General features: G+C 67.4%; 28 protein-coding genes. 11 read left to right on the top strand and 17 right to left on the bottom strand.

Translation table 11 applies throughout. The features are described 5' to 3' along the window. Positions 1-25 precede the first annotated feature (25 nt). From G6N28_RS17400 to G6N28_RS17380, 5 genes are all read right to left on the bottom strand, one after another. Entirely contained in the window at positions 26-1,486 is a 1,461-nt protein-coding gene (locus G6N28_RS17400) for an MCE family protein (RefSeq protein ID WP_163906352.1), read from the bottom strand. Positions 1,487-1,488: 2 nt separating this feature from the next. Beyond that, positions 1,489-2,343, bottom strand: a complete 855-nt coding sequence (locus G6N28_RS17395) for an ABC transporter permease (protein WP_163902368.1) — start codon at positions 2,341-2,343, stop codon at positions 1,489-1,491. Further along, positions 2,340-3,107, bottom strand: coding sequence for an MlaE family ABC transporter permease (locus G6N28_RS17390; RefSeq protein WP_163902366.1), 768 nt, complete (start codon positions 3,105-3,107; stop codon positions 2,340-2,342). Before G6N28_RS17390 ends, G6N28_RS17395 begins: the two co-directional genes overlap by 4 nt. Positions 3,108-3,303: 196 nt before the next feature. Beyond that, positions 3,304-3,777, bottom strand: a complete 474-nt coding sequence (locus G6N28_RS17385) for a VOC family protein (RefSeq protein ID WP_163902364.1) — start codon at positions 3,775-3,777, stop codon at positions 3,304-3,306. A gap of 1 nt (position 3,778) precedes the next feature. After that, a complete protein-coding gene (locus G6N28_RS17380) occupies positions 3,779-4,408 on the bottom strand; it encodes a TetR/AcrR family transcriptional regulator (protein WP_235674613.1) in 630 nt (209 codons plus the stop codon). A 97-nt stretch (positions 4,409-4,505) separates the two neighbouring features. Between G6N28_RS17380 and G6N28_RS17375 the strand changes: the two genes are divergently transcribed. Together G6N28_RS17375 and G6N28_RS17370 are read left to right on the top strand one after the other, a co-directional pair. Further along, positions 4,506-5,366 carry an alpha/beta fold hydrolase gene (locus G6N28_RS17375; protein WP_163902362.1) on the top strand — a complete coding sequence of 287 codons (861 nt, stop codon included), beginning with the start codon at positions 4,506-4,508 and terminating at the stop codon, positions 5,364-5,366. Positions 5,367-5,708: 342 nt separating this feature from the next. Then, positions 5,709-7,169 (top strand): ICP22 family protein, encoded by a 1,461-nt coding sequence (locus G6N28_RS17370; RefSeq protein ID WP_163902360.1) that lies wholly within the window; start codon positions 5,709-5,711, stop codon positions 7,167-7,169. Between the two features lie 9 nt (positions 7,170-7,178). Here the strand turns inward: G6N28_RS17370 and G6N28_RS17365 are convergent, their stop codons facing one another. After that, entirely contained in the window at positions 7,179-8,135 is a 957-nt protein-coding gene (locus G6N28_RS17365; protein ID WP_179962101.1) for a hypothetical protein, read from the bottom strand. Between the two features lie 28 nt (positions 8,136-8,163). Between G6N28_RS17365 and G6N28_RS17360 the strand changes: the two genes are divergently transcribed. Next, a complete protein-coding gene (locus G6N28_RS17360) occupies positions 8,164-8,946 on the top strand; it encodes an adenylate/guanylate cyclase domain-containing protein (RefSeq protein ID WP_163902355.1) in 783 nt (260 codons plus the stop codon). Here the strand turns inward: G6N28_RS17360 and G6N28_RS17355 are convergent. Further along, the gene (locus G6N28_RS17355) at positions 8,943-9,128 is read right to left on the bottom strand and encodes a hypothetical protein (RefSeq protein WP_163902353.1); all 186 of its coding nucleotides are present in this window, start codon (positions 9,126-9,128) and stop codon (positions 8,943-8,945) included. The two genes, G6N28_RS17360 and G6N28_RS17355, sit on opposite strands and share 4 nt — an antisense overlap. A gap of 41 nt (positions 9,129-9,169) precedes the next feature. Here G6N28_RS17355 and G6N28_RS17350 point away from each other — a divergent pair, with 41 nt between their 5' ends. Then, the gene (locus tag G6N28_RS17350) at positions 9,170-9,844 is read left to right on the top strand and encodes a guanylate cyclase (RefSeq protein WP_163906348.1); all 675 of its coding nucleotides are present in this window, start codon (positions 9,170-9,172) and stop codon (positions 9,842-9,844) included. A 4-nt stretch (positions 9,845-9,848) separates the two neighbouring features. On the opposite strand, the gene G6N28_RS17345 is transcribed toward G6N28_RS17350, so the two are convergent. After that, complete coding sequence (locus G6N28_RS17345; RefSeq protein WP_163902351.1) at positions 9,849-10,208, bottom strand: Rv2640c family ArsR-like transcriptional regulator; 360 nt, start codon at positions 10,206-10,208, stop codon at positions 9,849-9,851. A gap of 100 nt (positions 10,209-10,308) precedes the next feature. On the opposite strand from G6N28_RS17345, the gene G6N28_RS17340 reads away from it, so the two are divergent. Beyond that, positions 10,309-10,734 carry an ArsI/CadI family heavy metal resistance metalloenzyme gene (locus tag G6N28_RS17340; RefSeq protein WP_163902349.1) on the top strand — a complete coding sequence of 142 codons (426 nt, stop codon included), beginning with the start codon at positions 10,309-10,311 and terminating at the stop codon, positions 10,732-10,734. Positions 10,735-10,789: 55 nt separating this feature from the next. Here the strand turns inward: G6N28_RS17340 and G6N28_RS27315 are convergent, their stop codons facing one another. Continuing rightward, entirely contained in the window at positions 10,790-10,921 is a 132-nt protein-coding gene (locus G6N28_RS27315; protein WP_264072871.1) for a hypothetical protein, read from the bottom strand. Between the two features lie 50 nt (positions 10,922-10,971). On the opposite strand from G6N28_RS27315, the gene G6N28_RS17335 reads away from it, so the two are divergent. Further along, positions 10,972-11,757, top strand: coding sequence for a SigB/SigF/SigG family RNA polymerase sigma factor (locus G6N28_RS17335; RefSeq protein ID WP_170307902.1), 786 nt, complete (start codon positions 10,972-10,974; stop codon positions 11,755-11,757). Positions 11,758-11,849: 92 nt separating this feature from the next. Here G6N28_RS17335 and G6N28_RS17330 read toward each other — a convergent pair whose 3' ends face one another. The 4 genes from G6N28_RS17330 to ychF all read right to left on the bottom strand — a co-directional run bounded on the left by G6N28_RS17330 (position 11,850) and on the right by ychF (position 14,786). After that, on the bottom strand, positions 11,850-12,398 hold the full coding sequence (locus tag G6N28_RS17330; RefSeq protein WP_163902347.1) for a GNAT family N-acetyltransferase: 549 nt from the start codon (positions 12,396-12,398) through the stop codon (positions 11,850-11,852). Between the two features lie 181 nt (positions 12,399-12,579). After that, complete coding sequence (locus G6N28_RS17325; protein WP_163902345.1) at positions 12,580-12,939, bottom strand: DUF1801 domain-containing protein; 360 nt, start codon at positions 12,937-12,939, stop codon at positions 12,580-12,582. 197 nt (positions 12,940-13,136) lie between these two features. Continuing rightward, complete coding sequence (locus tag G6N28_RS17320) at positions 13,137-13,565, bottom strand: hypothetical protein (RefSeq protein WP_163902343.1); 429 nt, start codon at positions 13,563-13,565, stop codon at positions 13,137-13,139. 147 nt (positions 13,566-13,712) lie between these two features. After that, the gene (gene ychF / locus G6N28_RS17315; RefSeq protein ID WP_163902341.1) at positions 13,713-14,786 is read right to left on the bottom strand and encodes a redox-regulated ATPase YchF; all 1,074 of its coding nucleotides are present in this window, start codon (positions 14,784-14,786) and stop codon (positions 13,713-13,715) included. A gap of 83 nt (positions 14,787-14,869) precedes the next feature. Between ychF and G6N28_RS17310 the strand changes: the two genes are divergently transcribed. Further along, entirely contained in the window at positions 14,870-15,925 is a 1,056-nt protein-coding gene (locus G6N28_RS17310) for a DUF6542 domain-containing protein (protein WP_163902339.1), read from the top strand. On the opposite strand, the gene G6N28_RS17305 is transcribed toward G6N28_RS17310, so the two are convergent. Next, entirely contained in the window at positions 15,922-17,658 is a 1,737-nt protein-coding gene (locus tag G6N28_RS17305; RefSeq protein ID WP_163906343.1) for a penicillin-binding transpeptidase domain-containing protein, read from the bottom strand. The two genes, G6N28_RS17310 and G6N28_RS17305, sit on opposite strands and share 4 nt — an antisense overlap. Positions 17,659-17,734: 76 nt before the next feature. Further along, positions 17,735-18,748: a 4-hydroxy-3-methylbut-2-enyl diphosphate reductase gene (locus tag G6N28_RS17300; RefSeq protein ID WP_163902336.1), complete on the bottom strand. Its 1,014-nt coding sequence runs from the start codon at positions 18,746-18,748 to the stop codon at positions 17,735-17,737. A gap of 65 nt (positions 18,749-18,813) precedes the next feature. On the opposite strand from G6N28_RS17300, the gene G6N28_RS17295 reads away from it, so the two are divergent. The 4 genes from G6N28_RS17295 (at position 18,814) to G6N28_RS17280 (ending at position 21,976) form a co-directional block, all read left to right on the top strand. After that, positions 18,814-19,380, top strand: coding sequence for a lipid droplet-associated protein (locus G6N28_RS17295; RefSeq protein WP_163902334.1), 567 nt, complete (start codon positions 18,814-18,816; stop codon positions 19,378-19,380). A 4-nt stretch (positions 19,381-19,384) separates the two neighbouring features. Next, on the top strand, positions 19,385-20,626 hold the full coding sequence (gene xseA, locus G6N28_RS17290; protein WP_163902332.1) for an exodeoxyribonuclease VII large subunit: 1,242 nt from the start codon (positions 19,385-19,387) through the stop codon (positions 20,624-20,626). Further along, positions 20,623-20,835, top strand: a complete 213-nt coding sequence (locus G6N28_RS17285) for an exodeoxyribonuclease VII small subunit (protein WP_163902330.1) — start codon at positions 20,623-20,625, stop codon at positions 20,833-20,835. The genes xseA and G6N28_RS17285 overlap by 4 nt, the downstream gene beginning before the upstream one ends. A 64-nt stretch (positions 20,836-20,899) precedes the next feature. Further along, on the top strand, positions 20,900-21,976 hold the full coding sequence (locus tag G6N28_RS17280; protein WP_163902328.1) for a 3-beta-hydroxysteroid dehydrogenase: 1,077 nt from the start codon (positions 20,900-20,902) through the stop codon (positions 21,974-21,976). 96 nt (positions 21,977-22,072) lie between these two features. On the opposite strand, the gene G6N28_RS17275 is transcribed toward G6N28_RS17280, so the two are convergent. Further along, the gene (locus G6N28_RS17275) at positions 22,073-22,351 is read right to left on the bottom strand and encodes a dsRBD fold-containing protein (RefSeq protein ID WP_163902326.1); all 279 of its coding nucleotides are present in this window, start codon (positions 22,349-22,351) and stop codon (positions 22,073-22,075) included. A 36-nt stretch (positions 22,352-22,387) separates the two neighbouring features. Beyond that, a complete protein-coding gene (locus G6N28_RS17270) occupies positions 22,388-24,025 on the bottom strand; it encodes a fatty acyl-AMP ligase (RefSeq protein ID WP_163902324.1) in 1,638 nt (545 codons plus the stop codon). Positions 24,026-24,150: the final 125 nt, after the last annotated feature.

Raw genomic sequence — 24,150 nt, 5'->3', positions numbered from 1 at the left:
GTGTCACCTCTCATGGCGTCGTACCTCATCCGAACGGCGGGCCGGGTCGCGCCGGGGTCGGCAGGGGTGTCGGTCGTAGGGGCGTGGGCTGCATCTGCGCAGGCGAATGGACGATGAACGGCTCCGAACCCGGCGTCGGGCCCGGGTCCCGCGGCGCCATCGGCGGCGGTGCGGCCGGCAGGCCCGGCCACAGCGGGGTGCCGTCGTCTGCGTACAGGTCCGCACCGTAAGCCGGAGCCCCCGGGTACGGGATCGGCCCGATCGCGGGTCCGCCGAAGAGGTTGCGGACGCTCGGCGGTTCGGGCACAGCCCGGGTGGTCGGCAGGTAGTTGGCGTACCCCGGGAAGCCGATGCCCGGGTTGGGCCGCCAGTCGAGTCCGGTCCCGAATCCGGTGTTCGTGACGAGATTGCGCACCGGCCAGTTCTTCGCGACGACGGGTAGCGAGCCGCAACTGGGTTTGCCCCCCGGCCCGCCCTTGGCGCCGATGATCGGCAGGTGATTGGGGTACCGGTACGAGTCGTCGCCGACGCCCAGTGCCACGTCCAACACCAGCGTCCGGCCGTTACCGCCCGGCGCTTCGTACCCACCGTGGTCCAGCAGGTGCTTGGCGCCGGTCAGCAAACACGTGTACTCGGGGCTGTACTTGTGCAGCAGGTTGGTCGTCGGCTCGAGCACGTTGATGGACTTGATCAGGTTCGCCTGGTTCGGTGCCAGCAGGTTGATCCCGCTGTTGGAGAGTCCGATGGTGGCCAGCAGCAGCGCATCCAATTGGCTGGCCTGACCGGCGATCGTGGTGCTCGTGGTGCTGAGCGCATCGAGGGTGGTCAGGATGTCCTGTGCCGCAGCGCTGTACGTGTCGTTGAAATCGCGCAGCGCACGCAGGTCCTCGGTGATCGTCTCGTGGCGCGGATTGACTTCGAGCAGAACCTGATTCGCGGCGGTAGTGGCCTCTCCGATCAGCTCGCCCTGCCCTCGGACACCCTCGGCGAGCGCGGACAAGGTGCTGTTGAGCTTGGCCGGGTCGATGTTCTCGAGCACGTCGACCACGTTCTGAAACACCGTGTTGGCTTCGACGGTGACATTGCGCGACTGGATCACCTGACCGGCGGCGAGTCGCTGTGAACTGGGGTCGCTCGGATAGATCAGGTCGACGAACTTGGCGCCGAACACGGTCGTCGCCCTGATCTGCGCCTCGATGTTCGATGGGATGTACTCGATCTTGTCTTTGTCGATCTCCAGCTTCAACGCCACCGGCGCGCTGCCGCCCTGGATTGCGGACACCCGCCCCACCTGGACTCCGCGCAGCTTGACCTTCGCGTTCGGGTCCATCACCAGGCCCGACCGGTCGGAGGTCAACGTGACGGTCTCGGTCGATTTGTAGGTGCCGAGGAATAGCACATACGTCGCCCAGAGGGCGACCGCGATGAGCACGACCAAGAACAACGTCCACCACGCTGGGTGCAGGCCTTCGTCTCTTTCCTCCATCGTCACCCGGCCAGGTTGAAGTTGCCGGATTGGCCATACACCGCAAGCGAGAGCATCACCAGAACGAATGCCGAGACGATCAGCGATGTGCGCACCGCGCGGCCGACGGCCTCCCCCACCCCCGCCGGGCCGCCTCGTGCGGTGAACCCGTAAAAGGTGTGCACGAGCATGATCACCACCGACAGCGCGATGCATTGGCCGAACGACCACATCAAGTCGGTCGGGTTGAGGAACGTTCGGAAGTAGTGGTCGTAGACACCCGTCGACTGACCGTAGAGAACGGTGGTTCCGAAGCGTGCCGCCCAGAACGCCATCAGCACACCCACGCAGTACAGCGGGATCACCACGAGGAAGCCGGCAATGACCCGGGTGGACGCGAGGAACGCTATGCTGCGTATGCCCATCACCTCGAGCGCGTCGATCTCCTCGTTGATGCGCATGGCGCCGAGTTGGGCGGTGGCTCCCGCGCCGATGGTGGCCGACAGCGCGATCGCCGTCGTGGCCGGTGCGATCAGGCGCACATTGAAGTAGGCCGACACGAATCCCGTCAAGGCCTCCACACCGAGTTCGGAGAAGTCGCTGTAGCCCTGCACCGCCACCAGCGCACCGGTGGTCACGGTCAAGAAGCCGACGATCGCGACGGTGCCTCCGATGATGATGAGCGCTCCCGCGCCGAGACCCATCTGCGCGATGATCCGAACCAACTCGACCCGGTAATGGATCAAGACGTAATGCATGTTGCGCAGGGTGCGCCCGTAGAACTTGGTTTGCGCGCCGATGCGGTTCCAGGGGTCGGCGACAGTTCGGAACCGGGCCTTCAGCCAAGGGAACTGGGAATGGGGCCGCGATACCGTCATAGCGTGATCTTGATCGCTACGGCCGTTGCGACGATGTTGATCGCGAACAGCGCCATGAAGGTGAACACCACGGTTTCGTTCACCGCGTTACCGACACCGGCGGGCCCCCCACGCACAGAGATACCCTTGTAACAGGCGATCAGGCCGGCGGAAAGCCCGAACAACGCGGCCTTCACCAACGCGATCGTCACATCGGCGGCCCCGATGATCAGCGTCAGGCCGGCCGCGAAGGCACCCGGCGAGACGTTCTGAATGTAGACGACGAAAAAGTAAGCGCCCGACAGGCCGACGAGAATCACGGTGGCAGACAACGCCAGCGACACTACGGTGGCCGCCAGCACCCGCGGAACCACAAGGGCCTGAATGGGATTGACGCCCATCACCCTTAGCGCGTCGAGCTCCTCACGAATCGTCCGAGCACCCAGATCCGCGCACATCGCGGTGGCGCCTGCGCCGGCGACCACCAAGACCGTCACGATGGGCCCGATCTGCCGGACCGTGCCGAGCGCCGCGCCGGTACCAGAGAAGTCGGCGGCACCGATCTCGTTCAGCAGGATGGTTTCGATGAAGGTCAGCAGAACCGTATACGGGATGGTCAATAACAGCGTCGGCACGATCGACACGCGGGCGACAAACCACGCCTGGGAGATGAACTCGCGCCACGCGAAGGGCGGCTTGAACATCCAGACGAAGGTGTCGAGCGCCATCGAATAGAAGCCGCCGAAGGCGGCAACGGGTTTGGCAATAGCGGTGGAGGCGACCATCAATCAGGTCTCGTCCCGATGCACTGACCTGTCATAGGTCGCCAACCTTCCTCGACACCAACAACCCGCGCCTGTGACTGGCTGTGGCGCAAGGGTACACAGGGGAGGACGTGGGGGAACCGGATATCGAGAATATGCGGTTGGGCCGACATGCCACCGCTGCGCGGCTGAGTATTGCCAAATACGGAGCGTCAGGCTATCCGTCGCGCACAGCGGCTTCCAAATCGGCGATGACGATCTTGCGCATGCCCAGCATGGCGGCGGCTGCCGCGGCCGCACACGCCGGATCCGGGTCGTCGAGCAGTTCGTAGAGGCGCGACGGAACAATTTGCCAGCTGAGGCCGTAACGGTCCTTGAGCCAGCCGCATTGCGACTCCTCGCCGCCTTCGGTCAACCGGTTCCAGTAGTAGTCGATCTCTTGCTGGTCTTGGCACACCACGACGAACGACACCGCCTCGGTGAAGCCGAACTGCGGGCCGCCGTTGATACCGATGAACCGGTTGCCGTCGAGCACGAAGGTGGCCGAAGCCACCTCACCCGGCGTGCCGGGCCCGGCCTCGGTGTATCGGTTGACGTTCTCGATCGTCGAGTTCGGAAAGACCGCGGTGTAGAACTGCGCGGCCGCCTCGAGGTTGTCGTCGAACCAGAGGGACGGTGTGATCGTCGGCATGTCAGTGTTGACCGCAGGCACGCGCAGAACTCATCGGCCGCTCGGCGCCCAGCGCCCGCAGCGCGAAGTCCAGCACGCGGGCCTTTGACCGTTCGACCCGTTCGCGGTCGCGATACGACTGGGTCATCATCACCCGGCTGACGATCGCGTTGATCGAGACCGCGTCGTCTTCGGGGACGGCGAGCGGAAACGTCCCGTCGTCGCGCCCTCGGCGCAGGATCGTCACCAGCGAGCGTTCCCGGTCGGTGTGCGCCTTCTCGCGGGTCTCACGGTATCCGCGCGTCGCGCGGACCTCGTGGGAGTCGATGACCGTGAAGTGGGTGCGCAGTTGCTCGTCGGTGAGCAACGCGAACATCCCGTCGATCCACGCCGCGAGCTGTGCGATGGGCCCGCCGCGCGTTTCCGCCACGATGCGGTCCAGCCGTTCGGCCAGCGCGTCGGTTTCCCGGCGCAGCATCGCGAGGAACAGTTCGTCCTTGGACTGAAAGTGGCGGTAGAACGCGCGCGTCGACACCCCGGCGCGCGCCAGGATCGCCGCCACTGATATCGCCCCGCTGTGCGGCTCGGACAGGCAACGGTAGGCGGCCTCGATGATGCAGCCGCGTGCGTCGTCACCGGTCTCGGGCCGCACACGGCGGATTCTAGGGAGCGGCCGGCGGCCGGGCCGCGGATCGGTGCAAATCCGCGCTGGGTAACGTGATCGCTCGGAGCCGGCCGAGAGGATGTCCGTGAGCACTACCCACAGTGAGCCGCGCACCGTGCAGTTTCGCGGCAGCGATGGCATCACCCTGGTCGCCGACGAATGGAACCACGCGGCCTCCTCGGCCGACCAGCCCACGGTGCTGCTGCTGCACGGCGGTGGCCAGAACCGCTTCTCGTGGAAGAACACCGGCCAGATCCTGGCCGATCACGGTCTGCACGTGGTCGCGATGGACAGCCGCGGCCACGGCGACAGCGACCGCGCCCCCAACGCCGACTACACGGTGGACGCCCTGTGCGCCGACACATTGAACGTGCTGGACCAGATCGGCCGGCCGGTGGCCCTGATCGGGGCGAGCATGGGCGGGATGACGGGGATGCTGGTCGCCGACGCGGCGGGCCCGCAGAAGGTGACCAAACTCGTGCTCGTCGACGTCGTGCCGCACTACGAGAAGGACGGCAGCGCCCGCATTCGCGACTTCATGGCCAGCGGCATGGACGGCTTCGAAACCCTGGACGAGGCCGCCGACGCCGTTGCGGCCTACCTGCCCTACCGGACCAGGCCCCGCAACCCGGAGGGGCTGAAGAAGAACCTGCGCTTCCGTGACGGCCGCTGGTACTGGCACTGGGATCCGGCGTTCTTGACAGCGCCGATGGATGATCCGTTCGTGCGGGTGGAGAAACTCGACCGGGCCGTGATGAACCTGACCATCCCGATCCTGCTCATCCGCGGCAAGCTTTCCGACGTGGTCAGCCCCGAAGGCGTCACGGACTTCTTGAACAAGGTGCCGCGCGCGGAATTCGTGGAACTCTCCGACGCCGGCCACACCGCCGCCGGCGACGACAACGACGCGTTCTCCGACGTCGTCGTGCAGTTCGTCTGCCGGTGACCGAAAACCATGGCCCAGACCTGCGTCCGCGACTCATTTCCGTTTGCTATTGCGCGCGACTTGGCCGGTGGGCGCGGTTTGGCGCCGTCGGCGAGGCGATGCTGGGCAGCGACGACGCACGCGAAGCTTCGCAAATCGGACATCGGCCGATTTTGTTGATAAATGCCGTGATTTACAGTGGCGATTGCAAGTCAGGTGCCAATTGAGCTACTTGTAAGACTGCAATTGCCGACCATCCCGGCAGCCGCAATCGGAAGAAATATGCCCCACGGCCTTCAGTCATAATCAACCAGGGTGTAAGTTGCTGGGGCAAGCAGCCGCAGCAGTGGGAAGGATCTGAGAATGAAAAGCAGCGCCAAGTCGTACCTGACGACGGGCGTCGCAATTGTCGGAGCCGGTGTCATCACCGCGGGCTCGATTGCACCGCCACCGGAGCCCATCTCCGACGCCAGCCACACCCACGAGGTGAGCCTGATGGCTCACGTCGAAGCCGCCCAGGCCCGCCAGGCGCTCGCGGCGGACCTTGCGCTGCTGGACGGCTTCGACCCGGCCGCCGCGCTGCTGGCGTTCATCGAGGGCACGATCGAGGCCTTCGAACGCCCGGGGCCCGTGCCGTACACGCCGACGACCGGGCCGATCGACGGGCTGTCGCGCATCGGGCAGGGCTTCGCGGCATCCGGGCTGCGGCTCGGCGCCACCGTCTTCACCCCGCTGCGCTTCGTGGAGCTTCTGCCCGCCGTGCTCGAAGGTAACGGCCTCGAGGCGCTCGCTGCTCTGGTGGAGAACATCGTCGACGGTCCCCTGTGGGTGGTCGACCCCGCCCTCTACGGGCTGCGCGACGCCCTGCCCTTCCCGCTCGGCGGCACCGGCGGGCTGATCGAGAGCCTCCGCAACGACCTCCTGTGGGCGCTCACCCAAGAGATCAGCGCCGGGCTTACCGATCCCATCGACGAGCTCCAAGACTTCATCGAGGCGACGATCCTGGCCTACCAGCGGCCCGGGCCCGTTCCGTTCACGCCGGTGACCGGGCCGATCGGCCCGTCGACGCGAGTCCTCGCGGGCGCCATCGCCACCGGACTGCGGCTCGTCGAGGCCGCCGTTCGCACCCCGTTGGGCGTGGTCGCGCTGCTGCCCGCGATCGCCGAAGGCGCTGGCCCCGAAGCGGTGGCTGACCTCATCGAGAACATCGTCGACGGCCCGCTGTGGGTGGCCGATCCCCTGGTGTACGCGCTGCGCGATGCACTTCCCGCCCCTTACGGCGGTGCCGGCGCGTTGGTCGAATCCCTCCGCGACGGAGTGTGGTCGGCCACCGAACAAATCAATGCGGCGATTCGCTCCGCTCTCGGAGTGTCTGAGGCGCCGGCGTCTCAGGCCGCCGACGACACCGAGATTGCCGCGGCCGATACGTTCTCCGGGCCTGCGGCCGACTCGACGCTGAATTCGCGTGCGCGCGTGGTGAATCTGCCGTCGGAGAGCGAGCCGGCCGTGTCATCGGCGCTCGACGAGGATGCCCCGTCTCCAGAGCAGGAACCGGCGGTGGAGGACCCGCAGGACGCCGATGAACCCGCCGATGACCCGAAGCCTGACCGAAATCTGGTGCGGAACTCGCCGAACTTCTCCACATCGGTCGAGCAGAACGACGATGCGGAGACCGGGGGCGACGCCGCGGCCGTGGAGGAGACCACGACGCCGTCTGACGATGCCGATTCCGACGGCCCGGACGCCGGCGACGGGGCCGGCGACACCACCGCGGGCGGTGCTGGGCAGGACGGATCCGACTCAGCGGGCGGCGACAAGGCCTAGCGCGCGAAACTAGGCCAGCAGCGCGACGCCCTCGTGCGGGGTGTCGGTGAGGATCTCGACCATCGCGCGGCGCTGGGCCACCAACTCCGCACGCTCGAAAGCCTTGCCCGCCACCTGCATTCGGCATGTCGCGAGGGCGGAGTTGTAGCAGTACTTCGACCGGCCGTCGGTGTCGGTATAGGTCAGCCCGATGACATCGGAGGGTTCGGCGACGATCTCGCCCTCGATCATCCGCTCCCCGACCCTGCCGCCGAACGTCCACCTGAACGGCCGATACCGGCCGTGGGTGTTCAGGCTGCCGAGGATCGAACGCACCGCGAACTCTTCTCCGGCGTGGCGGAACACGAACAACGTCACGGCAGGGGTCAGCAGCGGGCCGACGGCCGCGCGTGCCGTGACCATCTCCAGCGTCGAATCGGGCGCGTTGTCGAACCCGCAGATCTGCCCGTAGGCGTAGGCCGGGGTGTGCCTGGTGCCCCAGTTGTGGTTGACGCTGCCGGTCCAGCCGTCCAGCACGACGCGCACGTCGTCGAGTTCGAGTCGGCCGTCGAACCGCGCCAGCGGATCTCGCACCGTCGTCTTGGCCGTCGGGAACCGCGCCGCATAGGCCCGCTCCGAGAGCAGCCGGACCGGCTCCGCGGAGCCGGGGGTGATCCGCAGATCCCAACGCGCCGAACGGCCGCCGCCGGTGACCACCCCGTAAGCGGACCGGTCGTCGAGGACGGTCGATGCGATGCGCGCCGACCACGGCGCGTCGTCGTAGCTGGCCATGTCGACGGGGTAAGGCTCCTTGAGCGCATGGTTGCCCGCGCCGTCGGGGTCGAACACCATCACCCACACATCTGCGACCGGCTCTGCCGCGGTGGGAAACAGCAGTGTTTCGCGCAGCCACACGGCCTGCGGCAGGTCAGGGTGGTTGGCGCGGAGGTAGCGACTCTCGTAATACGGGGCCTTCGCGGACGTCACGGGTTCAGCATCCAATACTTGATCGGTGATGACAGCCCAGATCGTCGCTTACGTGCTCGGCGCGCTCGCCGCCGTGGAGGCCGTCGGGCTCGTCGTGCTGTGGCGCCGAAACCGGCGCCAACAGCGGGAGCTGGACGACGCGCTCCGCCGCGTGGACACCAGGAACATGCTGCTGTCCGGTGGCCGTGAGGCGGTCAAACAGGTCTGGCAGACCGCCAACATCCTGCGCAAGGACGGTCTCGGCGCCGCGGTGCGGTCCTCCATCGAGGACCTGGCCGACTGGGCCGAGGTCGAGCGTCCCGACCTGGCCCGGCTCGCCTCCAGCGGCGTGGTGGTCATCCTGTTCACCGATATCGAGGAGTCCACCGCGCTCAACGAGCGCATCGGTGACCGGGCGTGGGTCCGGCTCATCGGGCGCCACGACAAGATGGTGCGCAGGCACGTGCACAAGCACTCGGGGCACGTGGTGAAGAGTCAGGGCGACGGCTTCATGGTGGCCTTCGCCCAACCCGGGCAGGCGGTGCGGTGCGGCATCGACATCCAGCGCTCACTTCGCCGTCAGCCCAACAGAATTCGCGTCCGCATCGGGATCCACATGGGCAGGTCGGTGCGCCGCGGCGACGACCTGTTCGGCCGCAACGTCGCCATGGCGGCGCGGGTGGCCGGCGAGGCGCGCGGCGGTCAGATCCTGGTGAGCGAGGTAGTGCGCGACGCCCTCGCCGACGCCGACGACATCGAGTTCGACGACGGCAGCGACGCCGAACTCAAGGGATTCAGCGGCGCGCACCGGTTGTACGCGGTGGGGTCCTAGCCGTCGTGCGGGTCGCCGTCGTCGCCCGCCCGGCCGCCTTCCGCCACCCGTTGGTGCAATCGGGCGCGGATCTCCTCGGGCGTATAGGCCTTTCGCCGGCGCTGATCACGGGCGACCAACACCCCACCGGCGACCACGCCGGCGACACTGGCCAAACCGACCCACTTCCATATCCGGCGCATGGCAAGAGTCTGCCTAAGCTGCCAGCGTGGGACCAACCGAGGTGACGCTGCAAGAGGCGCTCGATGTGACCCGAACCGGGGATCTGTGGCTGTTTCGCGGGCGTTCCGGGCCCGACCGCGCGATTCAGTCGCTGACCAACAGCCCGGTCAACCATGTGGGCATGACGATCGCGATCGAGGACCTGCCGCCGTTGATCTGGCATGCCGAGCTGGGCGACAAGCTGACCGACATGTGGACGGGCGACAAGCACCGTGGCGTGCAGCTCAACGATGCAGGTGAGGTGGTCGAGCGCTGGGTGAACCACTATCACCAGCGCTGCTGGCTGCGACAGCTGATCCCGCATGCCACCCGCGAGCAGGAAGATCGCGCGTTGCAGGTGGTGGCGCGGATGGACGGCACGCCGTTTCCCAGCACCGCGCGCTTGACCGGCCGGTGGTTTCGCGGCCGGTTGGCGGTGTCGAGTCTGACGCGCGGTATCCCCTTCCTACACCAGAGGGTCAGCGAGGCCAGCCGACGCAAGAAAGAGGAGAAGCTCAAGGTCGGGTTGGAAACCGCGTACTGCGCGGAGACGGTCGCCATCACCTACGAGGAGATGGGGTTGTTGTCGACCGAAAAGCATTACAACTGGTTCGACCCGGGATCGTTTTGGAGTGGCGACTCGCTGCCGTTGACGCCGGGCTACCGACTCAGCGACGAAATCGCCGTGGTGCTATAGCCTTTCAGTCACAGCAGTTCGGGTCGAGCACACCGCACAAGGCGGCCAGCGCGTCACGATGCGCTCGGTGGTAGACGTTCATGCCGCGCCGTTCGGACACCACCAGACCGGCCTTGCGGAGTTGGGCGACGTGGTGGCTGACGGTGGACTCGGTGAGGCCGAGGGCGGCGGCGAGGTCACCGCTGTTCTGCTCACTGTCGGCGGCGCCGAACAGCAGCGAGATGATCTTGACCCTGGCGGGGTCGGCCAACGCCTTCAGCCGCAGTGCCACCTCCAGCGCGGCGTCATCCGTCACGGGGCCGGCCACGATGGGGGCGCAACACACGGGCGCAGACATGTCGATCGTGGGCAGTGCTTTCGGCATGGAGCCCATCGTAACCAAGGTTCTTGACATATATCGAACTTTAGGAGCATTCTGTAGCGGTCAGTAGTTCGATATATGTCAAGAACCCAGGAGGGTCCCCATGTCCCGCATCCAGCTCGCACTCAACGTCGACGACCTCGACGAGGCGATCACCTTCTACTCGAAGCTGTTCAACAGCGCGCCGAACAAGGTCAAGGACGGCTACGCGAACTTCGCCGTCGCCGACCCGCCGCTCAAGCTGGTCCTGCTGCAAAACCCCGGCCAGGGCGGCACGCTCAACCACCTCGGGGTGGAGGTGCAGACCAGCGAGCAGGTGCACGCGGAGATCGCACGCCTGTCCAGCGCGGGCCTGGGCACCGCCGAGGAGCTCAACACCACATGCTGTTTCGCCACCCAGGACAAGGCCTGGGTGACCGGCCCGGCTGGGGAGAAGTGGGAGGTCTACACCGTGCTGGCCGATTCGGACACGTTCAGTGGGAGCTCGTCGCAGCCGTGCTGCGGCGCCGAGCAGCCGGCGCAACCATAGGGAAACACCCGATTCATCTGCAGCGCTCACTACCTACCTTGGTGCAGGGGTGGTTTCAGACCACGACGGCCACCTCGTCGGCCGCCACCGCTTGACCTCCGGTGGCGGCCATTTTCGTCTGCGATCGCGCCGCGGCCGAGATTCCCGATGTTTCAACCATGATCACCGGGGGGTACACCGCCGTCACCAGGTTCAGACTCGAGCCGCCGAATCATTTGATGGATGGGGATTGCCGCGATGGCTGCGTTGTCTGGCGACTACAAAGATGTGACCGAGATGTTCCGGCGGCTCAAGACCGTCCCCGAGGGGTCTGCCCAGCACCGGCGTCAGCGCGAGGCGATCATCGAACGGTGCTTGCCACTGGCCGATCACATCGCCTTCCGTTATCGCGACCGCGGTGAACCGCTGGACGATCTCATCCAGGTGGCACGCGTGGGTCTGCTCAACGCGGTGAACCGCTACGACGTCGACACCGGCACGGAGTTCCTGTCGTTCGCCGTTCCGACCCTGATGGGTGAGGTGCGCCGGCACTTCCGCGACCACGGCTGGGCGGTCAAGGTGCCGCGCCGGTGCAAGGACATCCAGGCGCAGCTCGTGCGGGCCCGCTCGGAGTTGTCGCAGCTGTTGGGTCGCGCGCCCAACGCCTCGGAGATCGCCGAACACTTGGACGTGCCGCGCGAGCTGGTGGTCGACGCGACGATCGCGAGCAGCAACTACTCCACCCTGTCCACCGACGTGCAGGCCGGCCCCAATGACGACTCGCGGGCGGTCATGGACACCCTCGGCGACGACGACCCAGGGATGGACAAGGTGCTCGACCTCGAGACAGTGCGGCCGTTGATCGCCGCGCTGCCCGAACGCCAGCGCACGCTGCTCACGCTGCGGTTCTTCGAGGACATGACGCAGACCCAGATCGCCGAGCGGATGGGCATCTCGCAGATGCACGTCTCGCGACTGCTCGCCAAGTCCCTCGACACACTGCGACGGCAGGTCCGCGAGCCGGAATTGGCCGCGGCCGGCTAGGTTTCTCTGTTTCGCTAGAGGTACAGCAGGATCGTGGTTGGCGCTCGATCCACAGCCCTAACGTCTCGCGAAAGCGACCCGACGTCGGGTCGTCATTCCAGCGAACGCGAGAACGTCACCACCGTCGCCGTTTCACCGGACGGCGTGACCTGAGCGTGCGGCTCGCCCGTCTGATCAAAGCCGGCCGCTTCCAGAACGCGGCGCGATCCCGCGTTTTCCGGGACGGTTCTGGCCGTCAACCGGCTCAACCCAGCGGCACCGGCGACACGGGCGACCGCCCGCAGGGCGTGCTGTGCGGCGCCGCGACCGCGCGACTGCGGAGACAGCCAAAACCCGACTTCGGCACCGGCTTCGCCGACGTCGAACACCACGATGCTGCCCAGGAACTCGTCAGTGCGGGCGTCGGCGATGGCGAGCACCGCCAGCGAGCCGTCGGCCAGGCCGTCTGCGATGACGCCGTCGATCTGTTGGCGCACGACCTGCGGTGAGTACCTTTGCAGCGGAAGGTGCCCGTAGCGGCGAACGGCAGGATCCGCGCTGCCCGCGGCGAAGGCGTCGGCGTCGTCGTGGCGCAGCCGCCGCACCGTGACGTCGCCCTCGGTTCGAGGCAGCCGATCGGCGACGAGAGGACGTCGTGACATATCCGGCATCGCCGCGAACCCTAACAGCGCCGCACCGGCGAACACTGCACCGGCAGAAGGAGCCCACGCGATGTCGATGCGACGGTAACGAAGACGCGTGGGAGCCTCATCCTGGCCCAGACCCGAACCGGTTACCCGCCGCCGACATTGACGACCCCTGCCCCACCTCGATCGCGTGGGGTTACTCGATCGCGGCGCGAACGATCTCGGCGACCCGCGCCTCGGTGGCCTCGTCTAGGTCGTGGAAGTACCAGGCCGCGGGAATCAACAGGCCGTCGCTGCCCCCGGCGGGCTCGAGCGTGGCCTTCTCACTCACCCCGAGGCTCATCAGGTCGTCGTTTCGGATGAAGACGAGGACGGGGCTGCTCGCGGACTTGGCGTAACCCGGCATGCCGTACCAGATGCGCGGCTTGAGTTCGGGTGCGGCAGAGACGATCACGTCGTGCATGCGCCGCATGACACGTCGCGCGGGCTCATCCATCGAAGCGATCTTGTCGAGCACCCGCTTGAGGTTCTTGTCGTCCTTGGAGGCCACTCTCATGTCCTTTCGTCCGCCGAAACCGGTTTCGGCGCAATGGATTGCGCGCCAGAAGGCGCAGCACCCCATTCGGACATGTCCTGATTCAGCTCAGGCCTCTCCGCAATGATTCAGGTGATCGCTCACCTGGAAGCGCTTGATGTGGCGGGCATCGGCCCCCACCCGACGCACATTAACATGGGGTCCGCCGCCGCCGTGAGCTACTTCTGCCCCTCCAACAGATGGGTATACGGATCGGCGTCGGCACCGACCGATTCCGGCATCGGATAGTAGGTCTTGATGAGCAGGTTGCCGTCGTCGTCCCAGGCGAATGTCTCGATGCTGTAGGCCACCGCCACGTTCGGTTCGGTGCCGAAGTGGTTTTCACAGACCCACGCCATCTCGTTTCCGTTCACCTGAACGGTGATCATCTTCATCTTGAGGATCGGTTGGAACATGTCGAAGGCATCCGAGGTGGCCGCGGCGAAACCATGCTTCCCTTCGGTGCCGACGGGATCGAACATGCGGACCTCACCGGGACAGATCGTGCGCCATGACGCCACCCACTCGTCCTTCTTGCCCGCATTCCACAGTTCGGTGTGCTTGGCGGCGTGCGCCAGACGCGCCTTACGGCTCGGAACCTTGCTCATCTCAGCCCCATCTGCACTCGCATCGGGAACGAACCGCGATCACCGTAGCCTGCGGCGTCATTGTTTTCGCGAGATCTACAGGAGGGTCGTTCCCGGCACCCGATCCACAGCCGTCACGTACATCTCGCGAACAACGACGACGCCCGGCTACACGTTGAACCGGAACTCGACGACGTCGCCGTCCTGCATGACGTAGTCCTTGCCCTCGATGCGCACCTTGCCCGCGGCCTTCGCGGCGGCCATCGAACCGGCCTCGGCGAGGTCGTCGAACGACACGACCTCGGCCTTGATGAACCCCTTCTCGAAGTCGCTGTGGATCACGCCCGCCGCCTTCGGCGCGGTGTCACCTTGGCGAATCGTCCACGCCCGCGCCTCTTTCGGCCCGGCCGTCAGGAAGGTCTGCAGCTTCAATGTATGAAACCCCGCCCGCGCCAACGCATCCAGTCCGCGTTCGGACTGGCCGATCGACTCGAGCAGTTCGGCGGCCGACTCGTCGTCGAGTTCCTGAAGCTCGGCCTCGATCTTCGCGTCGAGGAACACCGCGTCGGCCGGCGCAACCAACTCGCGCAGCTCGGCTTTGCGCGCCTCGTCGGTCAGCACCGTTTCGTCGGCGTTGAACACGTACAGGAACGGTTTCATCGTCAGCAGGTTCAGCTCGCGCAGCAACGTCGCGTCGAAGCCCGCGCTGAACAGCGTCTTGCCGCTGTTGAGAATCTCTTGAGCGGCCACCGCCGCGTCATAGATCGGACGGCGGTCCTTGTGGGTTCGCGCCTCCTTCTCCAGCCGCGGCAGCGCCTTCTCGAGGGTCTGCAGATCGGCCAGGATCAGCTCGGTTTCGATGACCTCGATATCGGCCTTCGGGTCGATGCGCCCGTCGATATGAGCCACGTCGTCGTCGGCGAAAACCCGCACCACCTGGCAGATCGCGTCGCATTCGCGAATGTTGGCCAGGAACTTGTTGCCGAGCCCCGCGCCCTCGGACGCGCCCTTGACGATCCCGGCGATGTCGACAAACGTCACCGGCGCCGGGACGATCTTTTCCGAGCCGAAGATCCGCGCCAGCTCCTCCAACCGCGGGTCGGGCAGCGGAACGACGCCCTCGTTCGGTTCGATCGTGGCGAACGGATAGTTGGCCGCCAGCACGTCGTTGCGCGTCAGCGCGTTGAACAGCGTCGACTTACCGACGTTCGGCAGTCCGACGATTCCAAGATTCAGGCCCACAGGGTCCAGAGTGTAGAGAGTGTGACGGGCACGCCAGCACCGCGCTGACCGCCTCACTCAGCCGGAGCCGGTACGGTCTACCTGTGTCAGCACAGCGCGCACGGTCGGCAGTGACCGCCGACCACCGTTCCGTGCATCCCAACATTCCGGGTGTTCCGTGGTGGGGTGCCACGCTGATCGCTATCACGGCCACCACGATCGGTTTCGCGTTCGACGCCGGTTCGGGCAGCAGAGAGCTCAGCTCGGTGTTCGCGGCCACCTACGTCGTCGGATGCCTGGCCGCGGTGCTCGCGGTGCGCCAGGCCGGCCTGTTCACCGCCGTCATCCAGCCTCCGCTGATCCTGTTCTTGACGGTGCCGGGGTCGTACTTCCTGTTTCACAAAGCCCAGATCACCAGCGTCAAGGACATGCTGATCAACTGCGGCTATCCGCTCATCGAGCGCTTCCCGCTGATGTTCTTCACGTCGGCGGCGGTGCTGCTCATCGGGGCGGGTCGCTGGTACTACGGCATGCTGACGCGGACGTCGACCCCGCGCGGCGGCGCCAACACCGACGCCCCCAGCCTGATATCGACGCTGACTACGAAGCTCTCCGCGCTGTTGGCCCGTCCACATATCGAGCAGGACGCCGAGGCGGCCGCCGCGCCCCCGCGCAAGCGGCGCCCCGCCCAGCGCCCGGTTCGCCAACAGCGCGCCACAGACCGGCCCCGCCGGCCCGCCAGGACCCCAGCGGGCACGTCTCGCAGCGGGAAACCGGCCAGAAGCACGACGGCGTCGAAGTCGCGCCATGTCCGGCCGCCGGAAGCCGAGTCCTTCGACCCGCTGGCCGAGCGCCCGCGCCGCAGCAGGGCACGGCAGGAGCCGGCGCCCGAACCCCGGCGCCGCCCGCGCAAGGCGGCCAATCCGCGTCAGCCCGGTCCCCCACCGGTCGACCGGCGCTCGGCCTACGAACGCCCCGAGCGCCGCCGCTATGACGACTTCCAGCCCCGCGAACCGCACGGCCGTAACGGAAGTGGCACCCATCACCCGGTAACGCGCGTGCGTTACCGCGGCGGCGAGGACTACGACGACCGCGCGAACTACCGCACCCGCCGCCCGTCCCACGGCCGCGAACCCGACAACTGGGAGTACGACATCTAAGGCAGCGCGCGCAGGAAGCGGCCCGCGGCCGCCACGGCGAGACCTGAGCTGCCCGCGTCGCTGACGAACACCGCGAACGCCACGTCGCCGCGGATCCCGACGAACCAGCCGTGCGCATGCGTGTCGTCGATGTACTCGGCGGTCCCGGTCTTGCCCAACAGGCCCGGAATGTCTTGCAGCGCAGTCGCGGTCCCATCGGTGACGGTTTCGCGCATCATCGTCTTGACCTGCTCGGCGACCGTCGGCGCCAGCGGCTCGGGGGTTCGGTCAGGTTTTCCCGGCTCGCCGGCGACGATCGCCGGCGCCGGCACCGAGCCCCGCGCCAGGGAGGCGGCCACCAGCGCCATCCCGAACGGTGACGCGGTGACCCGGCCCTGGCCGATGCCTTCCTCGACCCGCAACGCCGCCGTGTCGGCGACGGGCACCGTGCCGGTCACGGTCGTCATGCCGGGCGCGGTGTAGTCGATACCCAGGCCGAGCTGTTCGGCGGCCTTGGTCAACGCGTCCGGCGGCAGATTCACCGCCAGCCGCCCCATCGTGGTGTTACAGGACCGCGCGAACGCGGTGTGCAACGGCACTTGCCCGAGGTCGAAGTTGTCGTCGTTGGGGATCTGGCGGCCCTCGATGTTCTCGGTGCCCGGGCAGGCGACGACGGTGTCGGGCGTCACCTGGCCGGCCTGCAGCGCGGCCGAGACGGTGACCGTCTTGAACGTCGAGCCGGGTGGGTACAGCCCGGTCAGCGCGATCGGGCCCTGCGCGTCGGCGGCGGTGTTCTGCGCGACGGCCAGCAGCTCGCCGGTCGACGGCTGGATCGCCACGATCGCCGCGGGGGTCGGCAGCGGCGCCAGCGCCTGCTCGCCCGCCCGCAGCATGCCGATGTCCAGCGTGCTGTCGATGTCCGCGACGGGTGCGGCGTCCTGCCCGCCGACGCGGCGCGGCCCCGCGCTGGTCGCGGCGTTCACCGCCCATCCGGACGCGCCGTCGGTGCGCTGCTGCCACAGGTCTGCCAGCCCGGACAGCGCCGGTGAGGTCAGCGTCTTGTCGGTGGCCAGCAGCCGGGTCTGCGGCGCCAACGTGACGTCGGACAGGGCTGCCAGCTGCGCCTCGATCGGCCCGAAGTCGTCCTGGCGCAACGTGATTGCGGTGATCGGACCGCCGTTGGCCTCGTCGAGGTCCTGCCGCAGCGACTCGGCGGTGATGCCGGGCGCCAGCGGGTTCAGCAGCGCGGCCAGCGCGTTGACATCGGCGCCCGGCGACACGTTGACCAGCGTGACGATGTGCTGGGTCAACAGGTCCGCGCCGGTGCGGTCGAGCACCCGCGCGGCGGGGTCGGGGGTAAGCGTGCTGTAGGACAGGGGGCCGGCGTCGAGGCCGGGAGCGACGGTCGCGGGCGACCACTCGATCGTCCACCCGTCGCTCGAGGCGACCGCGGTGCCGGTCGTGGTGTAGTTCCATTCCGTCTGGCCGTCACGGAACTTCCACATGGTGTCGAGGGAGAAGGTGGACGGCTCGTCGTCCTCGTGCTGCACCGATGAGACCTCGACCTGCACGTCGGTGCCCAGGCTGGCGAACAGCTCGGCCAGCGTGGCCGACGCCTGTGTCGGGTCGGAGGTGAGCGCGCCGGCCGCCGACGCGTTGCCCTTCGACAGGGCCTCAGCGAACTTGTCGACGGTGACCGTCAGGCGGTCCTGGGCATCCGAGCATCCCGAGAGCACCAGAGCCACCACCGCCATCCCGGCGAGCAGTCGTGAAAACCCCCTCAAACAGCCGAAATTGGGGGTTTTCACGACTGCTCGGCGAAGGGGGAGGTTACGCGCGTGCAGGCCGGATCTCGCGAGGCAGGGCGAACACCAACGTCTCGTTGGCCGTCGTCACCGGCTGCACCGTGTCGTAGCCGAACTCGGCGAGCCGTTCCAGCACCCCGCGCACCAGGATCTCGGGCACGGACGCGCCGGAAGTGACCCCCACCGTCGTCACCCCGTCCAGCCAGGTGGGGTCGATGTCGTCGGCGTAGTCGACCAGGTGCGCGGCGTCGGAGCCGGCGCCCAGGGCCACCTCGACCAGGCGCACGGAGTTCGACGAGTTGCGCGACCCGACCACGATGACCAGCTCGCACTCCGGCGCCATCGCCTTCACCGCGACCTGGCGGTTCTGGGTGGCGTAGCAGATGTCGTCGCTGGGCGGATCCTGCAGCTTGGGGAAGCGCTCACGCAGCCGGTGCACGGTTTCCATCGTCTCGTCGACGGACAGCGTGGTCTGCGACAGCCAGATCACTTTGTTCTCGTCGCGCACGGTGACCTGGTCCACCGATTCGGGCCCGTCGACCAGCTGCACGTGGTCGGGTGCCTCACCGGCGGTGCCGATGACCTCCTCGTGGCCCTCGTGGCCGATCAGCAGGATGTCGTAGTCGTCGCGGGCGAACCGTTTGGCCTCGTTGTGCACCTTGGTCACCAGCGGGCAGGTCGCGTCGATGACCTTGAGATCGCGCTCCTTGGCGCTCTGATGCACGGTCGGGGCGACCCCGTGGGCGGAGAACACCACGATGGCGCCCTCGGGCACCTCGTCGGTCTCGTCGACGAACACCGCGCCTGCCTTGGCCAGCGTGTCGACGACGTGCCGGTTGTGCACGATCTCGTGACGCACGTAAACCGGGGCCCCGTGCTTCTCCAGCGCGCGCTCCACGGTCTCCACCGCCCGGTCCACCCCGGCGCAGTAACCACGTGGTTCGGCCAGCAACACCCGTTTGCCCATGACGCCACCGGTGCCCGAGCCCGCTGCCGTCTGGCTGACGCCCGGAATCCCCATGTCGATTGTCGGTGGCATGGCTTCCAGGGTACGCATCGGCAGCCTTCCCAGACCAGCTGAGCAGCCAGCCGTAGGCTGGGGCCATGGCAACTGCACCGTATGGTGTCCGTCTGCTCGTTGGCGCAGCGGTCACCGCCATCGAGGAAACCCGCAAGCTTCCGCAGACCATCCTGATGTATCCGATGACGGTCGCCAGTCAGGTCGCCCACCTCGTGATGAAGGTGCAGCAGGACGTCGCCGACCTGGTGATCAAGGGCGACGAGGCCCTCGAAGCGATGTTCCCTCCGAAGGAGGAGCAGCCGGAGTGGGCGACGTTCGACGAGGACCTCGAGGATGCGGGCGCGGCAGGCACCGACGGCCAGCGGCTCACCGAGGGCCGGTTCGCGCTGTTCAGCGGCGGCGAGCCCGAGACACCCGCCGCCGAACCCGCCGTCAACAACTCCTCGGTGGCCACCGACGAGGTGGAGGTCCCCGAGATCGTCACCGAGCTGGATTACGAGTCGCTGACGCTGGCGCAACTGCGCGCAAGGTTGGCGTCGCTGCAGGTGGCCGACCTCGAGGCGCTGCTGGCCTACGAGGAGGCGACCAGGGCGCGCGCACCGTTCCAGACTCTGCTGGCCAACAGGATCACCCGCGCCACCGCCAAGTGAGCCCGTGACCGAGGCCGAGCCGGGCAAGTCGCCCGACAACCCCTGGCCGGTGCGCGCGGTGGCCACCCGCGTCGCCAAGTACATCGACCGGCTGGGCACGGTGTGGGTCGAGGGCCAGATCGCCCAGCTCAACTTCCGGCCCACCGTGGCGTTCATCCTGCTGCGCGATCCGGCCGCCGACATGTCGCTCTCGGTCGTCTGCCCGCGCGACCTGGTGGCCAACGCGCCGGTGGAGCTGACCGAGGGCGTGCAGGTGGTGATGCACGGCAAGCCGCAGTTCCACACCGGCCGGGGCTCCTTCTCGCTGCGGGTCAGCGAGATCCGCGCGGTCGGGCTCGGCGAACTGCTCGCCCGCATCGAACGCCTCCGCAGGCTGCTGGAGGCCGAAGGGCTCTTTGATCCGCGCCTCAAACGTCCGCTGCCGTTTCTGCCGAACACCGTCGGGCTGATCACCGGGCGCGCGTCGGCCGCCGAGCGTGACGTGGTGTCTGTTGCCCAGAGCCGTTGGCCCGCAGTGCGATTCACAATCCGCAACACGGCCGTGCAGGGACCCAACACCGTCGCGCAGATCGTCGAGGCGTTACGCGAACTCGACGCGAACGCCGAGGTCGACGTGATCGTGATCGCCCGCGGCGGCGGTGACATCGATGCGCTGCTGCCGTTCTACGACGAGACCCTGTGCCGCGAGATCGCCAAGTGCACCACGCCGGTGGTGAGCGCGATCGGTCACGAGCCCGACAACCCGCTGTGCGACCTGGTGGCCGATGTGCGGGCCGCCACCCCCACCGACGCGGCCAAGCGCATCGTGCCCGACGCCGCGGCCGAGCAGGCGCGCATCGCCGACCTGTGCCGTCGCGGCGGGCGCGCGTTGCGCAACTGGGTGCACCGCGAACAGCACACGCTGGACCAGTTGCGCAGCCGCCCGGTGTTGGCCCGGCCGCTGGCCGCGATCGACACGCGCGCCGACGAGGTGCATCGCGCGCTGGCCGCGGCCCGACGCGACATCACCCGGCTGGTGGCCGCGGAGGCCGACCGCGTCGGCCACCTGTCGGCGCGGCTGTCCACGTTGGGGCCGGCGGCGACGTTGGCGCGGGGTTACGCCGTCGTGCAGACGATGCCCGACGCGCAGGTGCTGCGCACGACGGCCGACGCGCCGGCGGGCAGACGGCTGCGGGTGCGGGTGGCGGACGGCGCGATCGCGGCGGTCAGCGACGGCCCGGAACGACCCGAAGGGACGGATGAATGAAGCCTATTAGTGAAATGGGGTACGAAGAAGCTCGCGACGAGCTGATCGGCGTCGTGCAGCAGCTCGAGCAGGGCGGGCTCGACCTCGATGCGTCGCTGAAGCTATGGGAACGCGGCGAAGAACTGGCTAAACGCTGTGAGGATCACTTAGCTGGTGCCCGCAAACGTGTCGAGGATGTGCTGGCCGCCAGGGACGCCGACGAAGGTTGAGTTTTCAAGCAATTCGCCCCTCGGGGGTCGAAACTGTAACACGTTTCAGTTACTCTTTTCCGCTATGGGCGATTCAGCGTTGACCACCGAGCTCGGCCGGGTGCTGGTCACCGGCGGTTCCGGGTTCGTCGGCGCCAACCTGGTGACCGAACTTCTCGACCGCGGGTATCAGGTGCGGTCGTTCGACCGCGCACCGTCCCCAGTGACCGACCATCCGCGGCTCGAGGTGCTCCAGGGCGACATCTGTGACGTCGACACCGTGGCGGCCGCGGTGACGGGCATCGACACCGTCTTTCACACCGCCGCGATCATCGATCTGATGGGCGGCGCCTCGGTCACCGAGGAGTACCGGCAGCGCAGTTTCGCGGTGAACGTGCACGGGACAGAGAACCTGGTGCACACAGCGCAGGCCGCAGGGGTCAAGCGGTTCGTCTACACCGCGTCCAACAGCGTGGTGATGGGCGGCAAGAAGCTGGCCGGCGCCGACGAAACGCTGCCCTACACCGACCGTTTCAACGACCTTTACACCGAGACCAAGGTCATCGCCGAGAAATTCGTGTTGTCGCAGAACGGAGTTGGCGGTCTGCTGACGTGTTCCATTCGGCCCAGCGGGATTTGGGGACGCGGTGACCAGACCATGTTCCGCAAGGTGTTCGAGAGCGTGCTGGCCGGTCACGTCAAGGTGCTCGTCGGCAGCAAGAACGTCAAGCTGGACAACTCGTACGTGCACAACCTGACTCACGGATTCATCCTGGCCGCCGAGCATCTGGTGCCCGGCGGAACGGCGCCCGGTCAGGCGTATTTCATCAACGACGGCGAGCCGATCAACATGTTCGAGTTCTCCCGCCCGGTGGTGGAGGCCTGCGGACGGCGCTATCCCAAAATCCGGGTGCCCGGCCGGTTGGTGTGGGCGGCGATGACGGCCTGGCAGTGGCTGCACTTCCGGTTCGGGCTGCCCAAGCCGATGATCGAACCCCTTGGCGTGGAACGCCTCTACCTCGACAACCACTTCTCGATCGCGAAGGCCGAGCGCGACTTGGGTTATCGCCCGCTGTTCAGCACGCAGCAGGCGATGGCCGATTGCCTGCCGTATTACGTCGACCTGTTCAACCAGATGAGGGCAGCCGCGGCGACAGCCTGATCACGATCCGCGGGCGCGAACGTGGGTTACCCGCACGCCCAACCGCGATTCTGCGTGCCGGTAACCCACGTTCGGCGGGCCGGGCCGGGCCGGCGTTCAGTGGTACAGGTGCACCGGTTGGCGCGTGTTCTGCGCGATCCGCGCCGACGCCTCCTCCAGCAGCTGGGTGGCCAGCGCGAAGAGTGCGCGAGCCGCCGCGATCTCCTCACCGACCATCGGCTGGCTGTCGTCCCTGGGATTGCGGTAGGCGTCCCCGGTCGTCGTCATCGTGGTGTCGTCGGCCAGCGTGGCGCACGCGGAAGCGTGGGTGTGCACCTCGTCTTCGGAGAACTCCACCTCGACGTGCCATTTGTTGTCCAGAACCTTGTCGTACATTGCGATCACCTTCCACCCACCAGGGTGCGCCCTGAACTAGCGGCCGACAAGGGCGAGCGCGTGCGCACGACGCAGCTTGCCCGACGGCGTCTTCGGGATGGTGCCCGGGCAGAGCACCGCGACGTTGCGTGGTCGCATGTCGACTTCGGCGAACACCTCGTGGGCGACCTGGTGCTGGATCCGTCGCACATCGGCGCTGTCGTCGAACGTGTTGGACTCCACGGCGACCGCGAACCCCTCCCGCGAGTGGCCGGCGTCCAGACGCACCGCGACCGCGCATCCCGGCCGCACCCCGGCGACCCGGCACGCCGCCCGTTCGATGTCGGTCGGGTAGATGTTGCGGCCGGCCATGATGATGACGTCTTTGACCCTGCCGCACACGACGATGCGGTTCTCCTCCGTCACGTAGCCGAGGTCGCCGGTGTCATACCAGCCTTGCGCGTCCAGTGCGGGTTGGAAACCGCCCATGGTGGTGTATCCCGTGGTCACCGGTTCACCGCGGACTTGGATGACACCCACGCCACGGGTCGGCAGAACGTTGGCGTCTTCGTCGACGATCCTGACCTCCAGCCCCGGCAGGGGCGGCCCCAGCGTCGCGAGGCGTCTGGTGCGCCCCTTCGTCGAGGGGACCGCGCGGTGCAGCACGGCGAGCAGATCGGCGTCGACCTCGTCGACCACCAAGCCGCCACCGCATTCGGAGAACGACACCGCCACAGTGGTTTCCGCCATCCCATACGCGGGCAGGATCGCGTCCGGGCGGAGCCCGAACGGCGCACCGGCGTCGCACAGGTCCTCGACATCGGCGGGTTCGACCTGCTCGGAACCCGACAACGCCCACCGCAGCGTCGACAGGTCGAACTCGCCCGGCTTGGCCTGCCTGCGAAGCCGCTTGGCGAACAGCGCGTAGGCGAAGTTCGGTGCGGCGGTCATGGTGCCCTTGTACTTGTCGATGAGCCTGGCCCACAGCAGCGTGTCACGCAGGAAGTCCATCGGGCTGACCTTGACCAGCTCGGCGCCGAAGTACATCGGCACCACCAGGAAACCCGTCATCCCCATGTCGTGGAACAGAGGCAACCAGCTCACGATGACGTCGGTCTCCAGGTCGTACTGGGCGCCGGTGAACATCGCTTCGGCGTTGGAGACCAGGTTGCGATGCGTGACCTGCACCGCCTTCGCCGGGCCGGTCGATCCCGACGTCAACTGCAACAGCGCAAGGTCGTCCTCACCCGCATCCAGGGGGTCGATCCCGTCGTGATCCAGGAGTTCTGCAATGGTGACGACCTGAAAACCTTTGCCCGCCAATGCGGGAACGGCCGCCATGAACGGTTCGGAGACCACGACCACCTCGGCATCGATCACGTCGACAACCGAGCTCGTCTCGGCGGCCCACAGCATCAGATCGGTGCGCGGCGTCGGTTGGTGCAGCATGGTGAGGTGGGCGCCGCGCATCCACACCGCCTGGGCGGTTGGCGCGATCTCTGCCGGGGCCCCGGCCAGCACCGCGACCGCGTCGCCGGGGCCCACACCCGCTGCCGCAAGACCCCCAGCGATACGGCGGGCACGCTGATGGACCTGGTGCCAGGTATGCCGGACGGGCGCAAACGGTTCGCCGGTCACCATGCCCCGACCACCCAACTGGGCGTTCGCATACATCGTGTCGCAGAACCGGCTCACCGTCGGACCACTTTTCTGCGGCTCGAACGCTGGGACGTGATGTGCACCATGCGGTGCTCCCGTCAGTCAGGTGTCTGGTCGCAGCGACGAACCTACGACGCCGTAACCGTAGCAGTGGCCGGTTC

Origin of the sequence: Mycolicibacterium pulveris (assembly GCF_010725725.1) — a bacterium.
GTDB classification, from domain to species: Bacteria; Actinomycetota; Actinomycetes; order Mycobacteriales; family Mycobacteriaceae; genus Mycobacterium; species Mycobacterium pulveris.
The sequence above is the reverse complement of the archived record's forward strand: the minus strand, read 5'-3'. Positions and strand labels throughout refer to the sequence as shown.